General features: G+C 66.2%; 28 protein-coding genes. 6 read left to right on the top strand and 22 right to left on the bottom strand.

Annotated elements, in window-relative coordinates:
• Positions 1 to 332 precede the first annotated feature (332 nt).
• Positions 333 to 692: a multidrug/spermidine efflux SMR transporter subunit MdtJ gene (locus LDJ84_RS01435; protein WP_024766312.1), complete on the top strand. Its 360-nt coding sequence runs from the start codon at positions 333 to 335 to the stop codon at positions 690 to 692.
• Complete coding sequence (gene mdtI, locus LDJ84_RS01430) at positions 686 to 1,015, top strand: multidrug/spermidine efflux SMR transporter subunit MdtI (protein WP_024766311.1); 330 nt, start codon at positions 686 to 688, stop codon at positions 1,013 to 1,015. The genes LDJ84_RS01435 and mdtI overlap by 7 nt, the downstream gene beginning before the upstream one ends.
• A 280-nt stretch (positions 1,016 to 1,295) precedes the next feature.
• Here the strand turns inward: mdtI and LDJ84_RS01425 are convergent, their stop codons facing one another.
• The 12 genes from LDJ84_RS01425 to flgB all read right to left on the bottom strand — a co-directional run bounded on the left by LDJ84_RS01425 (position 1,296) and on the right by flgB (position 11,977).
• Positions 1,296 to 2,342: a hypothetical protein gene (locus LDJ84_RS01425; RefSeq protein WP_024766310.1), complete on the bottom strand. Its 1,047-nt coding sequence runs from the start codon at positions 2,340 to 2,342 to the stop codon at positions 1,296 to 1,298.
• 120 nt (positions 2,343 to 2,462) lie between these two features.
• On the bottom strand, positions 2,463 to 3,377 hold the full coding sequence (gene flgL / locus LDJ84_RS01420; RefSeq protein WP_226045796.1) for a flagellar hook-associated protein FlgL: 915 nt from the start codon (positions 3,375 to 3,377) through the stop codon (positions 2,463 to 2,465).
• A gap of 168 nt (positions 3,378 to 3,545) precedes the next feature.
• Complete coding sequence (gene flgK, locus LDJ84_RS01415) at positions 3,546 to 4,913, bottom strand: flagellar hook-associated protein FlgK (protein WP_170858059.1); 1,368 nt, start codon at positions 4,911 to 4,913, stop codon at positions 3,546 to 3,548.
• Positions 4,910 to 5,950 (bottom strand): lytic transglycosylase domain-containing protein, encoded by a 1,041-nt coding sequence (locus LDJ84_RS01410; RefSeq protein WP_226045795.1) that lies wholly within the window; start codon positions 5,948 to 5,950, stop codon positions 4,910 to 4,912. The genes flgK and LDJ84_RS01410 overlap by 4 nt, the downstream gene beginning before the upstream one ends.
• Positions 5,950 to 7,029, bottom strand: a complete 1,080-nt coding sequence (locus tag LDJ84_RS01405) for a flagellar basal body P-ring protein FlgI (protein WP_141678554.1) — start codon at positions 7,027 to 7,029, stop codon at positions 5,950 to 5,952. The genes LDJ84_RS01410 and LDJ84_RS01405 overlap by 1 nt, the downstream gene beginning before the upstream one ends.
• Positions 7,030 to 7,068: 39 nt before the next feature.
• Complete coding sequence (gene flgH, locus LDJ84_RS01400; RefSeq protein WP_037016153.1) at positions 7,069 to 7,731, bottom strand: flagellar basal body L-ring protein FlgH; 663 nt, start codon at positions 7,729 to 7,731, stop codon at positions 7,069 to 7,071.
• 2 nt (positions 7,732 to 7,733) lie between these two features.
• Entirely contained in the window at positions 7,734 to 8,519 is a 786-nt protein-coding gene (gene flgG, locus LDJ84_RS01395) for a flagellar basal-body rod protein FlgG (RefSeq protein WP_024766305.1), read from the bottom strand.
• Between the two features lie 27 nt (positions 8,520 to 8,546).
• Positions 8,547 to 9,275 carry a flagellar basal body rod protein FlgF gene (locus LDJ84_RS01390; RefSeq protein WP_024766304.1) on the bottom strand — a complete coding sequence of 243 codons (729 nt, stop codon included), beginning with the start codon at positions 9,273 to 9,275 and terminating at the stop codon, positions 8,547 to 8,549.
• Between the two features lie 9 nt (positions 9,276 to 9,284).
• Positions 9,285 to 10,472, bottom strand: a complete 1,188-nt coding sequence (gene flgE / locus LDJ84_RS01385) for a flagellar hook protein FlgE (RefSeq protein ID WP_226045794.1) — start codon at positions 10,470 to 10,472, stop codon at positions 9,285 to 9,287.
• A 35-nt stretch (positions 10,473 to 10,507) separates the two neighbouring features.
• On the bottom strand, positions 10,508 to 11,179 hold the full coding sequence (locus tag LDJ84_RS01380; protein ID WP_024766302.1) for a flagellar hook capping FlgD N-terminal domain-containing protein: 672 nt from the start codon (positions 11,177 to 11,179) through the stop codon (positions 10,508 to 10,510).
• Positions 11,179 to 11,607, bottom strand: a complete 429-nt coding sequence (gene flgC, locus LDJ84_RS01375; RefSeq protein WP_024766301.1) for a flagellar basal body rod protein FlgC — start codon at positions 11,605 to 11,607, stop codon at positions 11,179 to 11,181. Before flgC ends, LDJ84_RS01380 begins: the two co-directional genes overlap by 1 nt.
• 4 nt (positions 11,608 to 11,611) lie before the next feature.
• Positions 11,612 to 11,977: a flagellar basal body rod protein FlgB gene (gene flgB, locus LDJ84_RS01370; RefSeq protein WP_065086310.1), complete on the bottom strand. Its 366-nt coding sequence runs from the start codon at positions 11,975 to 11,977 to the stop codon at positions 11,612 to 11,614.
• Positions 11,978 to 12,286: 309 nt separating this feature from the next.
• On the opposite strand from flgB, the gene flgA reads away from it, so the two are divergent.
• Positions 12,287 to 12,850 (top strand): flagellar basal body P-ring formation chaperone FlgA, encoded by a 564-nt coding sequence (flgA, locus tag LDJ84_RS01365; RefSeq protein WP_263987024.1) that lies wholly within the window; start codon positions 12,287 to 12,289, stop codon positions 12,848 to 12,850.
• 163 nt (positions 12,851 to 13,013) lie between these two features.
• On the opposite strand, the gene LDJ84_RS01360 is transcribed toward flgA, so the two are convergent.
• From LDJ84_RS01360 to LDJ84_RS01335, 6 genes are all read right to left on the bottom strand, one after another.
• Positions 13,014 to 13,943 (bottom strand): phosphatidate cytidylyltransferase, encoded by a 930-nt coding sequence (locus LDJ84_RS01360; protein ID WP_226045792.1) that lies wholly within the window; start codon positions 13,941 to 13,943, stop codon positions 13,014 to 13,016.
• 1 nt (position 13,944) lies between these two features.
• On the bottom strand, positions 13,945 to 14,574 hold the full coding sequence (locus LDJ84_RS01355; RefSeq protein WP_226045791.1) for a lysophospholipid acyltransferase family protein: 630 nt from the start codon (positions 14,572 to 14,574) through the stop codon (positions 13,945 to 13,947).
• Between the two features lie 14 nt (positions 14,575 to 14,588).
• Positions 14,589 to 15,035 carry a hypothetical protein gene (locus LDJ84_RS01350; RefSeq protein WP_226045790.1) on the bottom strand — a complete coding sequence of 149 codons (447 nt, stop codon included), beginning with the start codon at positions 15,033 to 15,035 and terminating at the stop codon, positions 14,589 to 14,591.
• Positions 15,025 to 16,365, bottom strand: a complete 1,341-nt coding sequence (locus LDJ84_RS01345; RefSeq protein ID WP_226046630.1) for a phosphatase PAP2/dual specificity phosphatase family protein — start codon at positions 16,363 to 16,365, stop codon at positions 15,025 to 15,027. Before LDJ84_RS01345 ends, LDJ84_RS01350 begins: the two co-directional genes overlap by 11 nt.
• A gap of 11 nt (positions 16,366 to 16,376) precedes the next feature.
• A complete protein-coding gene (locus tag LDJ84_RS01340) occupies positions 16,377 to 18,134 on the bottom strand; it encodes a bifunctional alpha/beta hydrolase/class I SAM-dependent methyltransferase (protein WP_226045789.1) in 1,758 nt (585 codons plus the stop codon).
• Between the two features lie 65 nt (positions 18,135 to 18,199).
• On the bottom strand, positions 18,200 to 18,820 hold the full coding sequence (locus LDJ84_RS01335) for a CDP-alcohol phosphatidyltransferase family protein (RefSeq protein ID WP_037017143.1): 621 nt from the start codon (positions 18,818 to 18,820) through the stop codon (positions 18,200 to 18,202).
• A gap of 306 nt (positions 18,821 to 19,126) precedes the next feature.
• Here LDJ84_RS01335 and lafA point away from each other — a divergent pair, with 306 nt between their 5' ends.
• The 3 genes from lafA to LDJ84_RS01320 all read left to right on the top strand — a co-directional run bounded on the left by lafA (position 19,127) and on the right by LDJ84_RS01320 (position 21,613).
• Positions 19,127 to 20,008, top strand: coding sequence for a lateral flagellin LafA (gene lafA / locus LDJ84_RS01330; RefSeq protein ID WP_054909512.1), 882 nt, complete (start codon positions 19,127 to 19,129; stop codon positions 20,006 to 20,008).
• A gap of 289 nt (positions 20,009 to 20,297) precedes the next feature.
• Positions 20,298 to 21,137: a winged helix-turn-helix domain-containing protein gene (locus LDJ84_RS01325; protein ID WP_226045788.1), complete on the top strand. Its 840-nt coding sequence runs from the start codon at positions 20,298 to 20,300 to the stop codon at positions 21,135 to 21,137.
• Positions 21,125 to 21,613: a hypothetical protein gene (locus LDJ84_RS01320; RefSeq protein ID WP_226045787.1), complete on the top strand. Its 489-nt coding sequence runs from the start codon at positions 21,125 to 21,127 to the stop codon at positions 21,611 to 21,613. Before LDJ84_RS01325 ends, LDJ84_RS01320 begins: the two co-directional genes overlap by 13 nt.
• Positions 21,614 to 21,618: 5 nt before the next feature.
• Here LDJ84_RS01320 and LDJ84_RS01315 read toward each other — a convergent pair whose 3' ends face one another.
• From LDJ84_RS01315 to LDJ84_RS01300, 4 genes are read right to left on the bottom strand one after another with little or no spacing between them, the layout of a single operon-like run.
• Entirely contained in the window at positions 21,619 to 22,650 is a 1,032-nt protein-coding gene (locus LDJ84_RS01315) for an OmpA family protein (protein ID WP_226045786.1), read from the bottom strand.
• Complete coding sequence (motA, locus tag LDJ84_RS01310; RefSeq protein WP_024766288.1) at positions 22,647 to 23,519, bottom strand: flagellar motor stator protein MotA; 873 nt, start codon at positions 23,517 to 23,519, stop codon at positions 22,647 to 22,649. Before motA ends, LDJ84_RS01315 begins: the two co-directional genes overlap by 4 nt.
• Before the next feature lie 13 nt (positions 23,520 to 23,532).
• Positions 23,533 to 24,294, bottom strand: a complete 762-nt coding sequence (locus LDJ84_RS01305) for a FliA/WhiG family RNA polymerase sigma factor (protein ID WP_024766287.1) — start codon at positions 24,292 to 24,294, stop codon at positions 23,533 to 23,535.
• A gap of 6 nt (positions 24,295 to 24,300) precedes the next feature.
• The gene (locus LDJ84_RS01300) at positions 24,301 to 24,786 is read right to left on the bottom strand and encodes a flagellar basal body-associated FliL family protein (RefSeq protein ID WP_024766286.1); all 486 of its coding nucleotides are present in this window, start codon (positions 24,784 to 24,786) and stop codon (positions 24,301 to 24,303) included.
• Between the last annotated feature and the right edge of the window lie 23 nt (positions 24,787 to 24,809).

Below are 24,809 nucleotides of genomic sequence, written 5' to 3'. Positions count from 1 at the left end.
TCCAGCAGGCTTTTGAAATGCCGGAACATGGGCGTTTCACCGCGAAATAGAGGCCGTCGATTTGCCAGGCGACCTGAAATTTGGCACAATTTGTTCATTATGTTGAACATCAAGGCTCTACCTCTCCCCACTTCCCGCCTGGTGTCGCGCGAGCGCCACTGGACCGGTGACCTCTAGCTCCTCCCTTCGGCTGCTACCTGTTGGTGGTGCCAAGCGCGGCGAACACTCATAGGTGATTGCCGCCCGAGTCGGCGCCACGAAACCCGAACCGAAACCGCCGCAAGGATGCTCTTAGCGAGACTGCGCGCGGCTGCCCGTGGGAGGGCTCCACCATGCGTTCCTGGATCTATCTGTTTGCCGCCATCGGCTTTGAAGTCGTTGGCACCACCTCGATGAAATTCACCCATGCGCTGTACCCGGTCGCGGGTCTGCTGCTGATGTACGTGATGATCGGCCTGTCGTACTACTTCCTGTCGCTGGCCATCAAGCATGTGCCGGTCGGCGTGGCCTACGCCCTGTGGGAAGGCATCGGCATCGTACTGATCACCCTGGTCAGCGCCTTCTTCCTCGGCGAGCACCTGAGCCTGGACAAGGCCCTGGGCCTGGCCGTGATGATCGCCGGTATCCTGCTGGTGAAATCCGGCACCCGCACCACCCCGCGTGAGAAGAACCTGGAGGTGGTGACATGCTGAACCATGACCTGATTCCCATGGCCTGGCTGGGCCTGGCCATCGTCCTGGAAGTGATTGCCAACCTGCTGCTGAAGTACTCCGACGGCTTCCGCAAGCGCCTGATCGGCGCGGCCTCGATCCTCTGCGTACTGGGCGCGTTCACCGCGCTGGCGCAGGCGGTACGCGGCATCGAACTGTCGGTGGCCTATGCCATCTGGGGCGGCTTCGGCATTCTCGCCACCGTCGCCATGGGTTGGGCGCTTTTCGGCCAGCGCCTGGTGTGGCGCGGCTGGGTCGGCCTGGCGATGCTGGTGCTGGGCATGGGCTTGCTGAAGCTGGCGTGATCATCGAATGTGAAATGAAAAAGGCGGAGCTGGGCTCCGCCTTTTTTGTTGTCTTGAGGAAGGTGCCGTGCGGTTCGCGAGCAAGCTCGCTCCTACAGAAATCCTGACGGAGTGGATGCCCCTTGTAGGATCGAGGGGGACGCCTAGTTCTTGCGCGCGAACAGCCCTTGCGCCGGCGTATCAGGATCGTAGGGCGCATAACCTGGAACAGGTTATCCGCCGGCATGTTCGCGGCGGATAACGCTGGCGCGTTATCCGCCCTACGAAAGCCCCACGCGAATCACGCCAGCAGGCTCACCACTGCGAAGCGACTGAGATTCGCCTGAGCCACCACCGTCTGCGCCGCTGCGCTGTAGTGGGTGGCACTGCGGCCCATGCGATCGAGCATCGAGGCGGCGAAGGTGTGCGCCCATTCGCGCTCATCCTCGCTGGCGTGGCGGTCGAGGAAGTCGCGGATGTCGTCCTGGCGGTGGCGCAACTGATCGCGCAGGCCGCCGATACGATCCAGCGCCGAAACCACCGAATCGAGCAACTGGCGCTGCTCACGGAAGGCATCGGTCCTGATCTCGGTGGGGAATGCCAGCAGCCCTTCTTCCTGGCTTTTCAGCCGGGTGTTCTTGCCCTTGGCGAACAGCTTGCCCTCGCCCTGCACCGCCAACTGGCCCTTGAGCTGTTGCCAGTCGGCCTCGGGCGCGGAGAATTTCAGCGCGCCGTCGCTATCGAGTTCGGCGCGGATGCCGGCCTGGCCGAGTGTCGCGTTGAAGCGGCGCAGCACCTGTTCCGTGCTCATGCCATCGTCCAGGACCACCGCCGCCGGTTCGGCGAGTTGGCGGCCAGCACTGAACAGCAGGGTTTCCTTGCCGGAACGCTGGATCGCATCCACCGATTCCAGCCCCTCCAGGCTGAAACGGCTGCGCACCGGTTCGTTGAGGCGCAGGCGGAAGTTGGCGTCGAGGCTGCCGTCCGAGCGCTGGGCGCGCTGCTCCAGCAGCTCGTTGACCTGCCGGGTAGCCTGGCGCACGCCTTCACGGTCCTGGGATTGCGGCGCGCTGAGTTCGCGGCTGAGGTTGAGCTTGAGGCCGCCGAGGCGGTCCTGCAGGTCGCCCAGGTAGCTGTCGGCGGACTGCATGGACGACAACTGCTGGTTGAGCTGCAGGTTGAAGCTGCCGCTCTTCTGCGCACCGCGAGCCATCTGCGCGGCGCTCTCACCCTTGTCCTCACCCTTGCGCAGGGCATTCTGCCGCTCGCCGGCAGCCGGCAGGATGACGTCACGGCGGGCGCTCGGGTCGAAGACGGCGGCGGCCGGCAGTTGTTTGATGACCTTCATGGTGACCTCTGCACCGATGTGCCTCCGCCCGGCGCAAGGGCCGGGCGGTGGCGGGATAAAAAGTAGGGGCGATCCGCCGATTGGCGTCCAGACCTCCGTGCGGAGCCCCTACGAAGAAACTTACAGGCGGCTGAACAGCGACAGGTCGTTGAGCTTCAGGTAGGTCTTCTGCGTGGCCTGCAGCGCGAGCTGGTAGGTGTTCAGGTCGATGCTGGCGCCGGCGTAGTCCAGCTGCGACAGCTCGCCATTGATCTTCTGGTTCACCAGCGAGACTTCCTCGTTGCTCGAATTGAGCATGGTCAGGGTGTTCTGCCGACCGCCCAGTTCGGTAATCGCGCCGAGTACGCCATCGTGGGCGCTATCGAGGCTGTCGATGGTCGCGGTGATCTGCGCGTGCACCGTCGGGTCGGTGACATCCAGCGCCGGGTCCTTGAGCATCTTCACCGTGGCGTGCAGCTGGTTGAGGAAGTCCATGTTGCTGCCGAACACCCCGAGCGCGGTGACGTTCTCTTCCACCTGTACGCCGTTGGCCACGGCGGCCTGGCGCGACTTGTCGTTGCCGGTGGCGACGTAGCTGTCGGTCAGCGGTTCGTAGGTCGCGGCGGCGGTGTCGCTGAGCGTGCCGGAGAACAGGTAGCGGCCCTCTTCGTCGCGCACGTTGACGAAGCTGACGATGGTCTTCTCGATATTCTCCAACTCGCCGGCCATGGCGTTGAGGTCGCCGCCGGTGTTGGAGCCGTTGGCCGCCCAGAGCAGCAGGTCGCGCACGTTGAGCATCGCGTCGGAGGTGGCCTGCAGATTGGTTTCCTGGGTCGACAGGTTGCCCGAGACGTTGCCGATGTTGGTGCGGTACTGCGCCAGGCTCGCCTCCTCGCGCTGGATGCGCAGCATGCGCACGCTGGCGATGGGGTCGTCGGACGGCTGGAGGATGCGCTGGCCGCTGGACATCTGCTGCATCAGCTTGCCCAGGGCCGCCGAGTTGCTGTTCATCGAGCCGCCCATCAGCGCGGTGATCTGTGCGTTGGTAATGCGCATACTGCTTTCCTTCACAAAGGCCCTTAAGACCTGTTTACGACCTGCTGCGCGTCGGCATAACTGCGTTAAAAACAGGCTAAAAAATGCTCATTTACACCGCGTAAACTCCGCTTTTTTAGCCTGTTTTTGCCTTGTTCTGCTCTAGCTCGCGAGATCGTAAAAAAGGTCTTAGAAGGCCGCGAGCATCGAGTCGAACAGCTCCTTGGCGGTGCTGATGACTTTCATGTTGGCCTGGTAGGCCTGCTGGTAGGTGATCAGGTTGACCGCCTCTTCATCCAGGCTGACCGCGCTGACGCTATCGCGGCTGGCTTGCGCCTGGGCCGCCACGGTGGTGGCGGTCTTCTGGTCGGCCTGGTTCTGCCGGCTGGCGCTGGCGACCTTGCCGAGCAGCCCGGCGAAGGCATCGTTGAGCGTCACCTGGCTGCCGGAGAGGGTGATGTTCCGGCCCTTGAGGTCGAGCAGCTTGAGCAGGTTGACGTTGTTGCCGGACTCGCCAGCGGTGTCGGACAGCGCCAGCTGCTCGGGCTTGAGATCGTTGAGCGAGAGCATCGCCGTGGTGCTGCCGACGTTGTAGGTCAGCAACGCCTGGCCGGGGTTGCCGTCGAGGTCGAAGCCGCCCGCCAGGGTGTCGTTGACCAGCTGGGCGAACTGGCCGGCCATCTCGTGCAGGGCGGTCTGGTTCGGGCGCAGCGAGTCGTACTCGGTGTCGTACAAGGCGCCGAGTGAGCCGCCCATGCCGTCCTGGGCCAGCGGGAAACTGGTGCCGGCGAAGGTCAGGGCGATTTCCTGCTCGCCGCTGGCGGTGCGGCTGATCGCCAGCTGGCCGGCGGAGTTGCCGGCCACCAGCGGCTGGCCATTGGCGAGCGACACGGTGAGCGAGCCGTCGGCCACTTCGTTGACGCGGATCGAGGCGTACTTGGACAGGTCCGCCACCAGGCTCTCGCGGTGGTCGCGCAGCGCGGTGGTGTCGCCGCCGGAGGAGCCGACCTCGACGATCTGCTTGTTCAGCGCCGCCAGGTTGGCGGTCAGCCCGTTGATCTCCCCGACCATGGCGCCGCGCTGTTCCTGCAGGGCGCGCAGCTGGCTGTCGATGTTGCCGGACAGGCCGTTGAAGCGCTGGGCGAGGTTCTTGGTCTCGTTGATGATCTGCTGGCGCAGGGCAACCGAGCCGGGCGTGGCGGTAGCCTCGCTGAGCGCGGCGAAGAAGTTGTCGAGGCCGACGCTGATGCTCGAACCCTCGCCGCCCATCAGTCCTTCCAGCGCGGACAGGTACTGCTGGCCGCTGTCGTAGTAGCTCTGCTCGGTGGTGGCGCGCCACAGCTGCTGGTTCTGGAAGTCGTTGGCCATGCGGCGGATGCTGGTCACCACCACACCGCCGCCGACGTTCAGGCCGCCTTCACCGGCCAACGAGGCAAGGATCGGGCTCAGCCGGCTGAAGCCGGGGGTGTTGGCGTTGGCCACGTTCTGCCCGGAGGTGGCCAGGGCAATCTGCGCCGCACGCAGGCCGCTGTAGCCGATCTGGCTCAACATACTCAAGACGCACTCTCCTTCGACTCGATGCGGATCGGCTGGGCGAACGCTGCCGAGGCCGGTCGGGAAACAAATTCAGGCTGTTGCCCCTGATAGGCGACGGAATCGGCGTGGCGCTTAAATCCTTCCTGCGGCGCGTGCTTCAGGCCGCTCTCCGGCGACAGGCCGCTGCCGGGGATACGCGCCGGCGCCTGGGCCTCACGCACGCGGCGGAGTACGCCGAGGGTGTAGTTGCGGGTTTCGTCGTAGGGAATGCTGCGCACCCAGTCGGCCATGCCAATCTGCCCGCTGCGCGGGTCGCCGTTGCTCTTCAGCCACTCGTCCACCTTGCCGGGGCCGGCGTTGTAGGCGGCCAGGGCGAGCACGTGCTGGCCGTCGTAGCGGTCGAGCATCTTGCCCAGGTAGGCGCTGCCCAGCGCCTTGTTGTAGGCCGGGTCGCTGGTCAGGCGCTGCTCGTCGTAGGGCAGGCCGAGTTCGCCGGCGACTTCGCGGGCGGTGTCGGGCATCAGCTGCATCAGGCCGCGCGCGCCCTTGGGCGAGACGGCGGCAGCGTCGCCGCCGGACTCCTGGCCGATCACGCTGTCCACCAGCGTGCGGAAACCGGCGCTGCCCTGCTGCCAGGCGTGGGCGAGACGGTCCACCCCGCGCTGCCAGGTATCCACCAGCGGGTTGCGGCTGGACACCGAAGGCCGGCGCAGCGCCTCGCCGCCATCGGCAAGCGCGACGGGCTCGGCGCTATCGGTCGGCTCGGCGGAAAGCTGGCGCACCAGCAGGTCGGCGATGCCGGTCTGCTTGCGCGAGGCCAGGTGCTCGGCCAGCGCCTCGTCGTAGAAATCGCGCATCGTATCGAGGTCGCGGCTGCGCAGCGGGCTGCCGGCGGAGAGCACGTCGCCGGCCTTGCGCATCTGCTTGAGGATCTGTTGCAGGAACATCGCCTCGAACTGCTCGGAGGCCGCCTGTAGCTGCTCGCGGCGGATCGCCTCGGGCGACTCGCCGGGCTGGCCGGTCGGCACGATTGGACGGTTGAGCGAGGTGATGCTCATCAGATGACCACCAGCTCGGCGTTCAGGGCGCCGGCCTGCTCCAGCGCCTGGAGGATGCTCATCACGTCGTCCGGCGTCGCGCCCAGGCTGTTCACCGTGTTGATGATGCTTTCCAGGCTGGTGCCTTCAGGCCACTTGAACATCGGCTTCTTGTCCTGGCTGACCGACACGTCCGACTGCGGCGTGACCGCCGTGGTGCCGTTGGAGAAGGGCCCCGGCTGGCTGACCTGGGGGTTCTCGCTGATGGTCACGGTAAGCGTGCCGTGGGCCACGGCGGCGGCCTTCACGCGCACGCCCTGGCCCACCACCACGGTGCCGGTGCGGCTGTTGAAGACGACCTTGGGCCGGGTGCGGCCTTCCTGCACCTCCATGCCTTCGAGCATGGCCATGAAGCTGGTGCGCTGGGCGCTGCTGACCGGCGCGCGCACCGACACCCTGGTGCCGTCCAGCGCAGTGGCAGTGCCGGAGCCGAAGCGCTCGTTCACCGCGTTCATCACCTGGGTGGCGGTCTGGAAACTGGGCTTGCGCACGCTGAGCATCACGTCCGGGCGCTGGGTGAAGTCGCTGGGAATCATCCGCTCGATGGTCGCGCCGTTGGGGATCAGGCCGCTGTTGGCGCTGTTGATCGACACGCTGGAGCCGCTCTGCCCCTGCGCGTGCAGGCCGCCGACCACGAGATTGCCCTGGGCCAGCGCATAGACTTCGCCGTCCACACCCTGCAGCGGCGTCATCAGCAGCAGGCCGCCGCGCAGGCTCTTGGCATCGCCCAGCGAGGACACGGTGACGTCGATGGTCTGCCCGGCGCTGTAGGACGGTGGCACGCTGGCGGTGACGCTCACGGCGGCGACGTTCTTCAGTTTCGGGTCGACGTTCGGCGGCAGGTTCACGCCGAACTGCTTGAGCATGTTGGCCACCGACTGGTTGGTGAACTTCACCTGGTTCTTGTCGCCGGTACCGTCCAGGCCGACCACCAGGCCGTAGCCGATCAGCTGGTTCTCGCGCACGCCCTCGATGTCGACCAGGTCGAGCAGCGGGATGGCCAGCGCCTCGGCCTGCCAGAACAGGCAGAGCAGTGCCATCAGGCGGGAAAGATTTCTACGCATGGAGTGCTCGCCTGCTTACATCGGGAACAGCGGATGGGTGAAGAAGCGCGTCAGCCAGCCGGCCGAGTTGCTGTCGTTGAGCACGCCGCGCCCGGCGTAGGAAATCTTGGCGTTGGCGACGTTCTGCGAAGACACCTGGTTGGCGCGGTTGATGTCGTCCAGGCGCACCAGGCCGGTGAGGCGGATGAACTCGTCGCCCTGGTTCAGGCGCAGGGATTTCTCGCCCTTCACCAGCAGCACGCCGCCGGGCAGCACCTTGTGCACGGTCACCGCGATGGAGCCGGTGAGGGTGTTCTGCTGCGAGCTTTTCGCCGAGCCATTGAAATCGCGGTTGGCCGTGGCGGAGGTTTCCAGGCCGCCGTACTCCTTGGTCAGGATGGTCGGCACCGGCACGTCCAGGCTGGATTTCTTGCCGAAGCTGGTGCCCGCGCTCTTGCTCGACTGGGTGGACTCGCTGAGCACCACGGTGACGATGTCGCCGACGCCGATGGCGCGCTTGTCGCGCAGCAGCGAGCCGCCGTAGCCGGAGCGGAACAGCCCGCCGCTGGTGGTGGGCGGCAGGCTGTAGTCCAGCTCCGGCGGCTGGTAGAGCGAGGAATCCTCGTCCGGCAGCATCTCGTTGAAGCTCTGGCAGCCGGCGAGCAGCGCCAGGGCGAGCAGCAGGGCAAGGCGCGTCATGGTCAGACCGTCTGGTTGAGGAACTGCTGCATGCCCGACGCGGCGTCGAGCACCTTGGCGTTGGCCTCGTAGGCGCGCTGGATGGCGATCATGTTCACCATCGCTTCCACCACCTGCACGTTGGAGCCTTCCAGAACGCCCTGCTTGAGCGTGCCCAGCCCCTCCTCGCCCGGCGTGCCTTCCTGCGGCTCGCCGCTGGCAGCGGTTTCCTTGTAGAGGTTACCACCGAGGGCTTCCAGACCGGCCGGGTTGGTGAAGCTGACGAGGGTGATCTGGCCCAGCTCGGTAGGCAGCGTCTCGCCGGGAAGGATGGCGGTGACGATGCCGTCGCTGCCGACGGTGAAGCGGCTGGCGCCGGCCGGCACTTCGATATTCGGCGTCAGCGGCAGGCCCTGGGCGTTGACCACCATGCCTTCGTTGTTCAGCTGCAGCTGGCCGTTCTCGGTGTAGTAGGTGTCGCCGTTGGGCGCCTCGACCTGGAAGAAGCCGCTGCCGACGATGGCCAGGTCCATCGGTTGCCCGGTGGTCTGCATGCTGCCTTCGGTGAACACCTTCTGCGTGCCGACGACGCGCACGCCGCTGCCCAGCTGGATGCCGGACGGCACGGTGTTGACCTGGTCAGCCTGGGCGCCGGGTTGCAGCTGCACCTGGTAGAACAGGTCCTCGAACACCGCGCGGTCGCTCTTGAAGCCGACGGTGTTGACGTTGGCCAGGTTGTTGGCCACGGTGGACATCGCGGTGTCCTGTGCCGCCAGGCCGGTCTTGCTGACCCAAAGTGCCGAACTCATGCTGTGCTCCTGTCTGCGCGCCGCGCGTTAGCCGCCACGGATCATGCGGTCGCCGGCCTCGGCAAGATCCGAGGCGGCCTTCATCATCTTCACCTGGGTCTCGAACCGCCGGTTCAGGCTCATGGTGCCCACCAGCTGGTCGATGGCCGAGACGTTGCTCTGCTCCAGGTGCCCGGAGACCAGGCGCACGTCGTCGCTGGCGGCGACGTTCTGGCCGTCCTTGCTGACGAGCAGGCCCTGGGCGTTCTTCACCAGCGACGCGGCCGGTGCGTCCACCAATTTGAGGCGGTCGACGTCGGTCATCATGAAATCGCCGCGCGGCATCACCGAGATGGTGCCGTCGCTGCCGATGGCGATGGCGTCGTACTCCGGCAGGGTGATCGGGCCGCCCTCGCCGAGCACGGCGCGGCCGTTGATCATCAGCTGGCGGTCGGCGTCGATTTCCAGGTTGCCTTGGCGCGTGTATGCCTCGCCGTTGCCGCTCTGCACGGCGAGCAGGCCCTGGCCCTGGATGGCGACGTCGAGGTCGCGCCCGGTGGCCATCAGGGTCCCGGCGCTCATGTCGACGCCGCTGCTCTCGATGCGCGCCAGGTGGCGGCTGTCGTAGCCGGCGCCGCTCACGTCCACGGCGGTGGCGTGCTCCAGGTCGGCGCGAAAGCCGGGGGTGTTGACGTTGGCCAGGTTGTTGGCGCGGATGTCCAGCGCAGACATGCTGCGGCTGGCCGCCGTCATCGCGGTGTAGCCGAGACGATCCATGGGATTTCCTTAGATGGCCGAGAACAGCACTTGGGTGAGTTCCTTGTCGGTGGTCATCACCTTGGTGTTCGCCTGGTAGTTGCGCTGGCCTTCCATCAGGCCCACCAGCTGCTGGGTGATGTCGACGTTGGAGCCTTCCAGGTTGCCGGCCGAGAGCGAGCCGAACTGGCCGATGCCGGGCACGCCGATCAGCGGTGCGCCGGAGGCGGAGGTCTCGGTCCAGGCGGTGCCGCTCTGGTTCTGCAGGCCGCCGCTGTTGACGAAGTTGGCCAACGCGACCTGGCCCTGCAGCATGCGCTGGCCGTTGCTGTAGTTGACGTAGACCTTGCCGTCGTTCTCCACCGCGATGCCGGTCTGCTCGCCGGCCGCGTAGCCGGTGGTGCGGTTGGTGGTGACGACGAAGTCCGAGCCGTACTGGCTGGTGCCGGTGTAGTCGAGGGCGATGTTCATCGGGTTGACGCCCGGCAGGTTGAAGCTCACCGGCACCGCGGCGATCGGCGTGGACAGCGAGCCGTCCGGGGCGAAGGTCAGCGACTGGGTCGCGCCCACGGCATTGCCATCCACTGCGTAATGCGCGTCCCAGGTGTTGCTGCCGGTCAGCACGAAGTACTGGGTCAGGGTGTGTTCCTTGCCCTGGGAGTCGTAGATCTTGCTGGTGTAGGTGGAGTTGTAGGTCGCCACGTTCTGCGGGTCGAACGGCGCAACGGTCGGCACTTTCTCGTTGGAGTCGAGGTTGGCGACGAACTCCAGCCTGTCGGTGGCCTTGGCCGGCAGGTTGGCGGTCTTCACCTGCAGGTCGGACACGGTGCCCACCAGCAGGTTGCCGGCCGCGTCGGTCGGGTAGCCCTGCAGGCGCTGGCCGGTGGCGTTGATCAGGTAGTTGGCGTTGTCCTGGCTGAACACCCCGGCGCGGGTGTACTGGGTGTCGCCGTTGCCGCTCTTGACGACGAAGAAGCCGCCGCCGGAAATGGCCAGGTCGAGGTTGCGGTTGGTCGACACCAGCGAGCCGCCCTGGCTGATGCTCTGGGTGGTGCCGGTGACTTCCACGCCCATGCCCTTGGTGTCGGCGTAGACGCTGCCGAACTCGGTGCGCGAGGACTTGAAGCCGACGGTGCCGGAGTTGGCGATGTTGTTGCTGATGGTGTCCAGCTGCTGGGTCACCGCGTTCAGGCCGGTCAGGGCGATGTTGAAGCTCATGGCGTTAGCTCATCCTAAGTGGGGGGAACAGGCGCTCAGGCGGCCTGGCCCTGACTGAATTCGACGATCTTGTAGAAGGGCACGGAACCGGCGCCCGCGACTTCCAGGACCGGGCCGTCGGCGCTGACGCGGACGTTATGGACCAACCCGGACACTTCGATGCCCGGCGTCTCGCCGCTCTCGGTCTTCACTGCGAGGCTGTACTTGCCCGGCTTCAGGCCGAGCGCTTCGGGGTCCACGGTGAAAGGCACGGCGCCCGGCTCCTGCGGGCCGAGGGTGATGTCGGTGCGCACGCCGTTGGCATCGGTGAGCTGCAGCACGGTGGTGGCAGAGGCGTGTTCCAGGTTGATCTGCCCGCTGACCTTGTCGCCGTCCAGTTGCAGGCTGTCGGCGCTGACCTTCACTTCCTGGCCGACCAGGCCGGCGGCGGTGAGGGTCTGCAGGTTGTCCATCAGCACCAGGTTGTTCTGCTGCAGGGTGGTCATGTTCTGCATGCTCTTCACCTGCGCCATGGCCGAGTACTGGTTGATGAACTCGGTGCTGTCCACCGGCTTGGTCGGGTCCTGGTACTGCACCTGGGCGACCAGCAGGGTGATGAAGCTGTTCTCCATGTCGCCCATCTCGCCGAGATTCACCGCCTGCTTGGGCGTGCCGGACGACGTGCCGTTGGTGCTGGTACCGCTGGTGTCGTTGTTCACCGTGCTCATCAGGCGTCTCCCAGTTTCAGCAGGCTGGACTGCATGCTCTTCACCCGGTTGAGCACTTCCACACCGGTCTCGAAGCTGCGGGTGGCGGACATCATGTCGGTCATCTCTTCGATCTCGTTGACGTCGGGGTAGTAGACGTAGCCGGTGGCGTCGGCCAGCGGGCTGCCCGGCTCGTAGCGGCGCTGCGGGGCGCGGCCGGAGGTGACCACGTCGAGCACCTGCACGTGGGCGCCGCCCATGCCGGCGCTGCGGGTGAGCTGGTCGTTGTCGTAGACGGCGGCGAACATCGGCTTGCGCGCCTGGTACACGTCGTCGGGCCTGGCGGCCGCGGAGTCGGCGTTGGCCAGGTTGCTGGCCACGGTGTTCAGGCGCACGGTCTGCGCGTTCATCGACGAGCCGGCGATGCGGTAGATGGAATCGAATGCCATGGCGTCAGCGTCCCTCGATGGCCTGCTTGAGGCCGCGGAATTTCATGGTCAGGAAGGTCAGGCTGGTCTGGAAATCCATCGCGTTGCGCGAGAATTCCGCCTGCTCGGTGGCCAGTTCGACGCTGTTGCCGTCCTGGGAAGGCTGGTTGGGAATGCGGTACTTCAGCTCCATCGATTGCGGGCCTGCGCTGGCCAGCACTGCCGACGGATTGCCCTGGCGCTGCATCTCGGCGGCGAAATCGATGTCCCGCGCCTTGAAGCCGGGGGTGTCTTCGTTGGCCAGGTTGGAGGCCAGGATTTCGCTGCGCTGCATGTGCAGCGAGAGGGCTCTCTCGTGGAGACCCAGGGTCTCGTCAAACCGTATACTCATTCCCGCAACCCATTCTCATCGTTCGGCGTGCGTGGCCATTCAGCACAAAGCATGCCGACCCCTGAAGGTCGCTTCATGTCGTTGATTTACAAGGCGTTTATTGAAACCAAAAAACGCGGGCGCAACGCGTCGTTTCCGCTTTTCGCGCGCCACAGCGGGGGATGCGGAAAAGCGCTTTCCGCCTGCTTCCTCGTCCTCCTTCCCGCTCTTGCGCAAGCGCAGGATGCCCGCGCGCAACTCGACGCCGCCGCACAGCGACTGATCGCCAGCGAACTGAAGAGCGAAGCGAAAAAACAGGGCTGGAACGGCATGACCTTCAGGGTCGCCAACAACCTGCCCAACAGCCTGGCCAAGCTGCCGGCCTGCCCGAACGAGCCGCAATTGCGCGAGAGCGAAGCACCCGCCTCGGCCACCGCCCGGCGCCGGCTGGAGGCCGATTGCGTGGGGCAACCCGGCTGGCCGGTCTACTTCACCAGCCAGCCCGCGGTGTTCCTGCCGGCCGTGGTCGCCAGCGGCGAGATCGAGCGCGGCCAGACGCTGGAGCCGGGGCAGCTGAAACTGGCACCGCTGGAGATCGGCAAGAGCGCGCGGGGCTACTTCACCCGCATCGATGAGGTCACCGGCAAGACCGCCCGCCGGCGCATCCGCGCCGACCAGCCGCTGAGCCCGGCGCTGCTCGACGGCGCGCTGCTGGTGCGCCGCGGCCAGCAGGTGAAGATCGTCGCCAGCCAGGACGGCATCCAGGCCAGCGCCGCCGGCGAGGCGCTGGCCAACGGCAAGCAGGACGAGGTGATCCGGGTGAAGAACCTGCGCAGCCAGAAGGTCATCGACGCGAAGGTGCTGGCCTCGGGAGAGGTGAGTAGCATCTTCTGAGTGCCGCGGACCGTTTTACGTTGGATGAGCCCTGCGTGACGGTGGCTAACCGCACGGCAGACCGTAGGGCGCATAACGCGCCAGCGTTATCCGCCGCAGAGTCGCTGGCGGATAACCTGTTCCAGGTTATCCGCCCTACGGTCCTACGAAGGTAATACCCGCCTCAGGTCCACCAATACCGCACGAAGTGGAAGAACACCGGCGCGGCGAAGCACACCGAATCCAGGCGGTCGAGCATGCCGCCGTGGCCTTCGATCATGTGCCCCCAGTCCTTCACCCCGCGGTCGCGCTTGATCGCCGACATCACCAGCCCGCCGAAGAAGCCGAGGATGTTGATCATCAGCGCGATCAGCAACGCCTGCCAGAAGGCGAACGGGGTGATCCACCACAGCGCGCCACCGATCAGCGTGGCCAGCGCCACGCCTCCGACGAAGCCTTCCAGGGTCTTGGACGGCGACAGGTTGGGGGCGATCTTGCGCTTGCCGAAGAGCTTGCCGCAGACGTACTGCAGCACGTCCGACAACTGCACGACGATCACCAGGAAGGCGATCAGCAGCAGGTTGCGGCCCTCGTAACCATCGATGTTCAGGGTCAGCAGCGCCGGCACGTAGGAGATGCAGAACACCGCCAGCATCAGCGCCCACTGCACCTTCGAGGCGCGTTCGAGGAAGTGCTTGGAGTCGCCGCCCAGCGAAGCGAGGATCGGCAGCAGCAGGAACACGTAGACCGGAATGAAGATGGAGAACAGTCCGTACCACTGGATGCCGATCAGCAGGTACTGCATCGGCAGCACGAAGTAGAAGGCCGCGACCAGCGCCGGGTAGTCGCTGCGCCGGGTCGGCATCAGCGTGAGGAACTCGCGCAGGGCGTAGAACGACACGCCATAGAACAGCAGGATCACCGCCCAGTAACCGAGGGCGAAGGCGCAGCCGATCACCGCGACCATCACCCACCAGGCATTGATCCGCGCGTTGAGGTTGTCGATCACCGCGTGCGGTCCCGCCGGCGCGCGCCAGCGCAGCACCGCGCCGACCAGCGAGGCGAGAACGAGGATGCCGCCGATACCGGCGAACAGCAGCCAGGTCTGGTTCATCTCAGCGACCCTCCGGCGCGGCGAGTTTCAACAGCGCCTCGCGGGCGCGTTCGAGGAAGGCGTCCTTGGCCTCGCCCTCCTGCACCGCCAGCGGCGCACCGAAGCTCAGGGTGCACAGCAGCGGCAACGGCAGTGCGCGGCCCTTGGGCATCACGCGGCTGAGGTTGTCCAGCCATACCGGCACCAGCTCGACCTGCGGATGCGCCTTGGACAGGTGATAGATGCCGCTCTTGAAGGGCAACAGGCGCACCTCCTCGTCGAGGTTGCGCGTGCCCTCGGGGAAGAGGATCAGCGAGTCGCCGTCGGCCAGTGCCTGCTCCACCGGCTCCAGCGGATTGCCGCCTTCTGCGCCGCGCGTGCGTTCGATCAGCACGCCGTGGAACACGCGGTTGATGATGAAGCCACGCAGGCCGCCCTTGCCCCAGTAGTCCATCCCGGCGACCGGACGCGTACGCGCGCGCAGTTCGGGCGGCAGCGAGGCCCAGAGCAGCACGAAGTCGCCGTGGCTGCTGTGGTTGGCGTAGTAGATGCGCTGCGCCGGGATCGGCGTGGTGCCGATCCACAGGCTGCGCAGGCCGGTCACCGCGCGGGCACCGGCGATGATGGCGTAGGCGAACAGTCGTTCCAGCATTGCGGGGGCGTTCCTCAGGATTGGAAAGTCAGGGCGATCAGGCACAGCAGCGCAACCAGCCACTGCACCGCACACAGCGTCACCTGCCGACGCAGGAGTTTCAGTGCGCCACGGCTGCGCTCGCTCCAGGTGCGGCCGGACATTTCCGCGGGCACACCGACATGGGTGGCGAGGGCGTCGTCCAGTTGCCGGGTTTTCTCCGGCAGCGCCTCTCCGGCGTTGGCCATGGCCTCGAACAGATCGGCGTCCAGCGCCACCCGCATGGCGTAGAACTTCTGCACCAGGCCGAGCAGCACCAGCAGCGCCATGCTCAGGCTGAACGCCAGCGTGGCGCTGGCCATCAGCGCGCCGTAGAAGCCCAGCGCCAGTGCGAGCACCGTCAGCGCCGAAGACAACCCATTGAGACTGCTGCCGCGGCGCAGCAGGCTGGCCACCAGGATCAGGCCCGGATCAACCGACATGACTCACCTCCCGTGATAGTTGCGGCTGACCGGCGACCTGCGCCAGCACCGCCAGTTGTTCGGCCTTGAGCACGATGCGTGGACGCGCGCGGCGAATCTGCGCCACCGCGTCCTCGACCGTGGCCGCCTGGCCGGATAACAGCAGCCACGCGGCCAGGACCGTCGCACTGCGCGAATAACCCAGGGCGCAGCAGACCAGCAACGGGCCAGGCGCGCGAAGTTCGTCGATCAAGGCGGCGCCCAGTCGACACTGATCGACGCTGGGCGCAATCAGGTCGAGCAGCGGCAGGCTCGCGTAACGATCGTCATGCGCAGTGCAGGGAAGCTCCGCGCACAGGTCGAGCACTCCCAGCTCGGGCCGCGCCTTGCGCTCCGCCGCGCCGGGCAGGCGCCCCAGCCAGAGCCCGGGCAGTACCTCATCGGGCTGCGGGTGCTGGCGTGTCCAGGCGCGGGAATTGATCCCGGCGGCCAGCCGATAAGGCGCCAGCAGCCAACAGGCAGCCAGCGAGTGGCGGCCCTCCGCGCGCTTCTGGTAGCCCTCCGCGCCGATGCCCAGGTAGCACAGCGCAACCAGCGCCAGCGATACCGCCGGCCAGCACAACCAGAGCCAGATGCCACCTCCGCTCAGGGCCAACATCCCGCAAAGCGCCGCGCCGATGGCGTAGAAGACGGCTAGTCGAAGTCGTCGCGGATCGCTGCTCAGCGTCCAGGCGGCCAGCGGCGAACGCCCTTCCCGCGGCCACAGCCAGAGGCAGAAGAAACCGGCCAGGGCACCCGTCGGCACATCGATGAAGTGGTGCTGCCAGGTGGTCAGTACCGACAGCCCGATGAGCGCGAACCAGCCATGCAGCAGCCAGCGCCAGACTCCGCTGGCGTAGCGCCCGTAGGCCGCCCAGAGCACCACCAGCAACGCGATATGCAGCGAGGGCGCCTGGTTGAACGGCTTGTCGAAGCCCATCAGCACATCGAACAGCCAGCCGAACAGGCCGTCCAGCGCCGGGCGCTCGAAGCTGAAGCGCAGCGGGAACAGCAGGAAACAGCTGACCGCGATCACCTGCGCCATGAGCAGCCGCAAGCCGTGGCTGTCCAGTTCGCGGCGGGTGCGTGGCAGCAGGAAGGACAAGCCGTAGAGCAGGTCGATCGACCAGTACGGAATGATCGTCCATGGCCACAGCGGCATGCCGCGTTCCCAGTCGAACACCAGCACGCCGACCGTCTCGCGCTGCCCCGTCACCCAGTTGGCGAAGCCGTAGCTGGCGAAGAAGAACGGCGCGAGGCACAGCAGCCAGATCACCGCCCGGCGAAACACGCCGGGGTCGCGCGGCGGCATTGCTGCACCCATCAACGGCGCTCCCGGCGCGCCAGCGACACGCTGAAGATGCCGTCCTCGTCGATGCGCTGGGCCAGCTTGCGGAAGCCCGCCGCCTCGACCAGTTGGTCCATCTCCAGTTGCGTGCGGCGGCGCATCACCCAGGCCTGCCCGGCGCGGTGGCTGGTCAGGGCGCGGGCGATCAGCTCCAGCTGCGGGTGCCAGGGCTGGCCGGTGTAGATCAGGTAGCCGCCCTCTTCCACCGCTGCGCCAAGGCCTGCCAGCGAGCCGCTGACCATGGCGTTGTCGGCGAACAGCTCGTAGAGACCGGACACCACCGCCAGGCTCGGTTTCGGCTCTACAGCGGCCAGGTCAGCGCCATCGAAGGCATCGCCCTGGACGAAGCGCGCATGCTCCTTCAACCCCAGGCGCTCGATCAGCGCAGAGCCTTCGCGCACGTTCAGTTCGCTGTAGTCGCGCAGCAGCACGCTTTCCGGCAGCGGCTCGACGCCCTGCAGCGCTTCGAGAATGTAGCGTCCGTGGCCCGCGGCGATATCGAGGATGCGCACCTCGCGGCCCTGCTCGCGCAGGCTGGCCATGGCCAGGCGCAGCAGTTCCTCGATATGCACCTTGCGCTGGCGGATGCCGCGCCAGCCGGCGGACTCCAGGTAGGTGCGGTCGATCATCCGCCCCACGGGCCCCGCGCCGGCGGGCTGGTTGCGGTAGACGTAATCCAGCGTGCTGCCGGAATCGAAGCCGGTCTGGAAACCGAGGTTGATGCCGTCCGACAGCAACCGGCCGAGGCGCATGTTGGCGCGGGTCGCGCGCCAGTAGAGGTCGCGGATCGACCAGCTGGGCAGTGGGGTCGCCAGGGCTTCTGCTTCGGCGCAGGTGTAGCCGAAGCGATCGGCGTCGCGCAGGTCCGGGCGCTCCGGCGCGCGGGCAAAGCATTCGAGAATGAAGCGCCGGGCACGGGTCACCGCCTGCTCGCGGTTCAGCTCGCCGAGGGTGTCATGGAAGAAGCCGGGCAGGATGTGCAGTTCCTTGCGCGCCGTGCCGAGGTTGTCGAAGAAACGTTGCTGCGGCTTGCGGTGCACCACGAAGTCCGAACCGGAGATCAGCAGCTGGGTTGGCACCTGGATCGCCTGGGCGTCGGCGACCACCCGATCAGCCGCTTCGTAGAGGCCCAGCAGCACGTTCACCGAGATCGCCTTGGCGATCAGCGGGTCGCTGTCATAGGAGGCGATCCGCTCGGGATCGTGGGTGAGGAATTTCGCCTTCACGTAGCTGTTGACGAAGAAGTTGCCGCGCCACGCCCTTGCCAGCTTCAGGCCCGGCCGGGCGAAAGGCACGTAGAGCTTGACCTTGAACGCCGGCGAAGCGAGCACCAGGCTGCGGATCGGCGGGGCGTAGTCGTGGACCCAGGTGGAGGCGACCACCGCGCCGACACTCTGCGCCACGACGGCCATGTCGCTGATGGCGATGCCGTGGGTAGCAGCGATGTGCTCGACGAAGGTTTGTACATCACGAACGCTGGTACCGAAGCTTGGACTATCGCCGCGCGCTCCCGGCGACTGGCCATGGCCGCGGGCGTCCCAGGCGAAAACATCGAAGCCGGGCAGGTCGAGCTCGTCGGCCAGGTGGCCGATGCGGCCGGAGTGTTCGTGGCCCCGGTGGAACAGCACGACCGCGCGGCGCGGCTCATCGTCGGCGGGCACCGCCGGCCAGTGGCGATAGAACAGCTCGACGCCGTCGTGGGTGATGAAATGGTGATTCGAAGACTCGCGCATAACTTCCTCTGTTTCGATGGCTTGCGGGGCAGTCCTGTCCCCTTCCTGACACGACAGGCCCTTGTTCAGCCGGCCTGTTGTTCCTTCTGTTCAGCCAGCCCCTGGCGCACCCGGTTGACGATAGTCAGCACCAGCAGCAGCGCCAGCAGCACCAGCAGCGGGTCGAGCCAGGACAGCGGCAGCAGTCCACTGGCCACGCCTGCACCGAAGACGCCGAAGCACAGTGCGCGGTCGCTCTTGCCCATCGGCCCGTCATAACGCCGCGAGGCGCCGACCATCACGCCCAGCACCCCGGCGTATTCGCTGATCATCGCCAGCAGTACCACCAGCACCACCAGCGCCGGGGTCACGCCCGGCAGCAGGGCGAACGGCAGGTACAGCGCGCTGTCGGCGATCACGTCGGTCAGTTCATTGAGGTAGGCGCCCAGCTTCGACTGCTGGCCGAATTCGCGGGCGAGCATGCCGTCCATGGCGTTGAGCGCCATGCGCAGGAACATCCACAGGGGAATCAGCAGGAATATCCAGGCGTGGCTGGCGAGCAGCGCGACGCTGAGCGCCACCAGCAGCGACAGGCCGCAGGCGGCCAGCGTCACCTGGTTGGCGGTGACGCCGCGCTCGTGGAGACGGGTGACCTGGGGGCGAAGCAGGTTCTGGAAACGGGACTTGAGCTGGTAGACGGAGATCATGAGGTTCCTTTCTCGGGGTTCGCACTGAGCGGTTCACACGAACTATCCACAGCCTTGTGGACCTGGGGAGCTTAGCTGCACCTCGGCGTCGGGGCTGTCAGACATGTCTCAACAAGATAGATGATCGATCCCTGGCAAAAGGACACATGACCGTGTACGACGATGTCGGCAGCGTGACTGCCGGTAGCGTCGGAATCCCCGCGCCAAAAAATTTTCCAACACCCTTAATCCTTCCCCGCGAGCTGTCGCCTTACCCCTTCAGCAGGCACAACGCCGGCTTCATTCAGCTCATACAGGAAGTCCACCATGGCCTTGTCGATTCAAACCAACTACTCCTCCCTGATCACCCAGAGCAACCTGGGCAAGACCAACAACCTGCTGGCCACCAACCAGCAGCGCCTGGGCACCGGCCTGCGGATCAACTCCGCTGCCGACGACGCCGCCGGCCTGCAGATCGCCACTCGCCTGAACGCCCAGTCCCGCGGCATGGACGTGGCCATGCGCAACACCAGCGACGCCATCTCCCTGATGCAGACCGCCGACGGTTCCTTCAGCGAACTGACCGACATCACCCAGCGCATGAAGGACCTGGCCACCCAGGCCGCCAACGGCACCAACTCCACCGACGACGGCAAGGCGCTGTCCGCCGAGTTCAACGAGCTGGGCAAGGAACTGAAGAACATCATCGCCAACACCAAGTTCGGTGGTGACGCGCTGTTCGGCGTCGATGGCGCCAGCGGCAAGTTCGGCACCACCGGCGGCGTGACCTTCCAGATCGGTTCGGACAAGGCCGAGACCCTGACCGTCGACGTCACCACCCAGCTAAAGGCCGTGACCGATGCCTTCGGCGCGTTGACCACTCAGTTCCAGGCCACCAGCGCCGACGGTACCGAGCTGGAAACCATCACTGGCGCCAACGGCTCCATCGACAAGGCCAACGATGCCCTGGACGCCATCGGCGCCCTGCGCGCGCAGTTCGGTGCGAACATCAACCGCCTGCAGCACACCTCCAATAACCTGGCCAACATGAAGGACAACACCGACCTGTCCAAGGGCCGCATCATGGACGCCGACTTCGCCGTCGAAAGCGCCAACATGAGCAAGAACTCCATGCTCATGCAGTCCGGCATCTCCATGCTCAAGCAAGCTGGCCAGATGCCCAGCATGATCATGGGCCTGCTGGGCTAAGGCCCGGCCAGCGCGAGGCCCCCGCCTCGCGCGCCCTGATTCTGCAGCGCCCCGCCTCGGCGGGGCGTTCTGCTGTCTGCGGGTACGCTGACAAGCGGTGTTACGACGTGCGGTCGCGGCGCAACCCGCCTGCGCCAGCGGTTTCGAGACTCGTGTGAAAATTGCAAGCACGAGTGTGCAAAATTCAGAACTTGCACCCACATTTTTCTGACGTCAAAATAATGCCTCTGCCTCCATGGACAAATGGAGTTTCCCCGCGACCGTCAAGAGCGCGGCTGGCAAGGGCTCGATGAACACACTCATTTCACCGCTACCGGACGGACGGCCGATCGCCTGCCTGAAGCTCCGGACTGGCCGTTCCGATTGCATCGCGCAGTTCTATCCCGCGCTCTATCAACTCGACCTCGACCGTGACGGCCAGGTGGAGCGGATCGACCTGGGTTTCTCCGGCAGCCGGGTACTCGAACGCCTGTTGCAAAGCCCAGGAGACGTGGTCGCACGCGACGAGCTGCTGACCCACGCCTGGTCCGACCGCGTCGTCGGCCAGGGCAGCCTCAACCAGCAGATCTACACCCTGCGCCAGGTGCTGGCGGACGAGAAGCAGCGGCAGATCATCCAGACGCTGCCGCGCCGCGGCTACATGTTCAACCCGCAGTATCTGGTGGGCCAGGCGAGCGAGCCGGAAGTGGAAGCAGAAATGGTCGATGCCACGCCGGAAGTGATTCCGCTGAGGAGCCCCGCAGCCGCGCCGCGAGCGCCGAATCTACGGCGCCTGAAATTCGCCGCGGCCAGCCTCTGCATCCTCGGCCTGCTGGTCCTCTGCGGCGCCTTCTACTACACCCAGTTGCGCAGCCCGGTCCTCACCACCGAACAGAACCTGGGCTCGCTGCAGATCACCTACGTCGAAGACAACGAACAGGACCTGCAACGCCTGATCCGCAACACCCGGCCGCTGGCGCACCAACTGGCCGACCTCGCCACCCGCCCCATCGGCCTCATGCTGCACATGACCTCGGGCTTCTACGAACTGGTCTGCGTGCAACCCGAAGGCCACTCCAACTGGTTGCTGATCCACGAGAGCCAGGTCGCCCGGATTCCCCAGGAGCAGTTGCGCAAGTGCCTAAACTGAACCTACGCCGCCAGGCCGGCGTGGCCCGCCGCTGCCTGGTGATCTCGCTGTTCGGTATCGCCTGCCTGGCGCTGGCGCTGGGCATGCTGTGGAAGCACGCGCGCAGCACCTCGGCTATCGACGGCCGCTACGCGTCCTCCGGGCAGGTGCTACTGGGCAGCGGCAAGGTGCTGGAAATCGCCCAGACCACCATGTTCCACGAAGGGCGCTTCTACTCGATGATCCAGCAGGACGCCAACATCCTCGAGGTCTCGGGCAACGTCGGCAGCGACCTCGGCGGGCGCTACCAGTTGCAGGTGGAAGAGAACAGCATCAGCAACCTGCAGGCCGACAGCGGCCTGGACAGCGAACTGATCTTCAACCTGCTCTACGGGCGCCAGCGCGGCGCACGCATCACCCTCGAACCCCTGGGCGAATGCCTCTACGGCGTGGAAACGCGCCAGGTATTCTGTCCGCGTCACCCGCGCGATCGCTGACCCGCTCACAACCGCAACGCCGGTTTGGCCGCTGCCGCGGGTGTCGACGCCTCGACGGCCGCCGAAGCCGGCGCCTCGATCTTCTCCGGCTGTGCTGGCTGCGGCTCGACCAGCTTCGCGCCGGAGGCCGAGTAATGCACCTGTGCGTAACTCTCGCCGAAGATTTCCCGGTAGAGGCTCTCCGCCCTGTGGGTCAGCAGGAGGATCTCGATGCGCCGGTTGGCGCCGCTCTCCGGGTCCTCCGGACGTAGCGGCATGACGTCGGCCTGGGCCGCCACCTGCAGCACATGCGCGGCAGGCAGGCCGCTGTCGACCATCACGTTGCGCGCGCGCAAGGCGCGGTCGCCGGAGAGGTTCCAGTTGTTGTAGCCATCGGGCCGGCGGTACTGCACCGCATCGGTGTGGCCGCTGAGGATCAACTTGTTCTGCACCTTGGACAGCACGCCGGACAGCGCACCGAGCAGCGTCTGGAAATGCGGATCGAGGGTCGCCTGGCCACGGGCGAACATGAAGCGCTGCTGGTCGTCCTTGATCAGGATGCGCAGCCCCTGCGGCACCACCGTCACCTCGATGTTGGCCAGCGCATCGACCTTGCCGGACACCTCGCGGATCAGCTCGGCCAGCTCGCGCAGGTCCTCGTTGCTGTCGTACTGGCGGCCGTCCTGCTGCGTGCTGGCGTCCTTCGCCTGCTCGCCGGCCTTGCCCTGCTTGCCGGCGTCCAGGGCGAGTTGCGGCGCCGGTTTCTCCGGCGTCTTGATCGGTTGCGGCATGCCGTCGAGCTCGATGGGCGTGCGGCTGGCGCCATCGAACACGCCGGCGCCGCCATCCACCACCGGGTTGGCATCCTGGTCGCCCACCGCCACCGGTTGCGGCTCGGTCTGCGGGTGAACGATCCACAGCACCATGAACAGCGCCATCATCGCCAGGGTGAAGTCGGCGAAGGCGACCTTCCAGGCGCCGCCGTGCTCGTCATCGTGGCCCTTCTTGCTGCGGCGCTTGATGATGACTTCGCTGTGCTTGTCGGCACGTTTCTTCATGCTGCGTCCCGCTCTTCCTCGAAGCGGGTGACCCAGGTCTCCAGCTGCTTGAAGGCCGGCTTGACGTCCTGCTCGATCAGCTTGCGGCCGGCGTCCACCGCCAGCAGCGTGGGCTTGCCGGCGACGTGGGCGACCAGGGTGGTGCGCACGCATTCAAGCGCCGAGAGCTCGGTCTTCACCCGCTGCGCCATGGCGTTGGACAGCGGGTCCATCAGGCAGTAGCAGACGAAGATGCCGAAGAAGGTGCCCACCAGCGCGGCGGCCACGTGGGCGCCGATCTCGGCCACCGAGCCGCCGATGTTGCCCATGGTGATGATGATCCCCAGGATCGCCGCGAGAATGCCGAAGCCGGGCATCGCCTCGCCGACCTTGTGCAGCGACTTGGAAGGCTGCAGCAGGGCGTGCTCCATGGCGTCCAGTTCCTGTTCGAGGAAACCTTCCAGCTCGTGGGCGCTGATCTTGCCCATGGCCATCAGGCGGAAGTTGTCGGCGATGAACGCCATCAGGTTCTTTTCCTGGAGGATCAGCGGGTAGCGGGCGAACAGCTCGCTCTGGTCCGGCTCCTCGATGTGCGCATCGAGCACCTTCAGGCCGCCGACGTCGACCATCTCCAGCAGCTCGTAAAGCAGCATCAGCAGCTGGCGCTGGAATTCCTCGCCGCGGCGCTTGAAGACGAACACGCCCTTGATCTGCGAGCACATCTCCAGCAGCACTTCGCGGGGGTTGGCGACGACCAGGGTGCCCAGGCCCGCGCCGAGGATGATGATCATCTCCGCCGGCTGCCAGAGCGCGCGCAATTCGCCGTGGGCCATGGCGTAGCCGCCGAGCACGCAGGCGATGATGATCAGGGCGCCGATGATTTTCTGCATGGTTTGGGATTCTTCAGGGAGTGTCGGGGGTGTTGAGGAAACGGCTGCACTTGCCGATCGCCTGCTTCATCAGCTGGCAGATGCGCGCATCGGTCAGCTCCAGCACCAGGGCGATTTCCTTGAGGTTCAGTTCGTGCTGGTAATACAGGTTGAGGATCAGCCGCTCGCGCTCATTCAGGCGCTCCAGCGCCTGGGCCAGCAGGCGTTCCTTGAGCACGCGCTCTTCCAGCGCATCGCCGCTTGCCTGCACGCCGTCGTGGCCGCTCTGCAGCAACGCGTCGAAGCTCTCGATGGCCTCGGAGGACTCGGCGCGCAGGTAATCCTGGTAGCCCGCCTCGTCGAGGCCGGTGGCGGCCAGCACTTCCTCGTCGCTCGGCACGCGGCCGAGTTGGCGCGCCAGCGCGCGGATCGCATCGCGCACCTTGTGCGCCTGCTGCCGCACCTGGCGGGGGCGCCAGTCCTGGCGGCGCAGTTCGTCGAGAATGGCGCCGCGGATGCGCAGCGCGGCGAAGCGGCCGAACTGCTCGTCCGGCTCGCCGTAGCGACGCAGGCCTTCGAGCAGGCCCATCAGGCCGATCTGCTCCATGTCCTCGCGGTCCAGCACCTGGTTGGCCTGCAGCGACAGCTGGCTGACGATGCGCCGCACCAGCGGCAGGTACTGCATCATCCAGCGCTGCTCGGCCGCCGGCGACAGGCGCGCATGGCCGCCTTCGGGGCTGTCGTAGCCGCCGACGCCACTGGCATAGCCGTGAGCAGGATCGCGAAGGGCGTGCATGGCGGCCTACTGGACGATCATCTTGCTGAGCAGCACGTGCTCGAAGGGCACCACCACCTTGCGCGCGGCGAAGTCGTCGATCACCGCCTTCTCCAGGCGCGTCTGCACCTCGCCGATGGGCATGGCGCGCAGCACTTCGAACTTCTCCGGCGTCAGGTTGGCGACCACCGAGCTGCGCACCATGGGCGCGACGCTCTCCAGCTTCTTGCGCTCCTGCTCGGCCCTGGCCTGCAGCACCAGGTCGATCACGAAGTAGTGCTCGCGGTCTTCGCCGCGGGAACTGACGATGATCTTCTCCACCGGCACGAAGAGGTATTCGGCGCTCTCCTGCTCCTCCTCCGTTGCATCTTCCTTGGCTGCCTCCTTGTCGGAAGCGGCGGCGGCCGGGGCGAGGCTGGCGGACTTGATCATCTTGTAATTGACGAACACGCCGCCCAGCACGACGGCGATATTCACGATGAGCATCAGTAGAACGAGACGCGGCGTGGACATGGGGTTTCTCGAAAAATCCTGTG

The sequence above is a fragment of the Pseudomonas sp. HS-18 genome (genome assembly GCF_020401845.1).
Lineage (GTDB): Bacteria > Pseudomonadota > Gammaproteobacteria > Pseudomonadales > Pseudomonadaceae > Pseudomonas > Pseudomonas nitroreducens.
The sequence above is the reverse complement of the archived record's forward strand: the minus strand, read 5'-3'. Positions and strand labels throughout refer to the sequence as shown.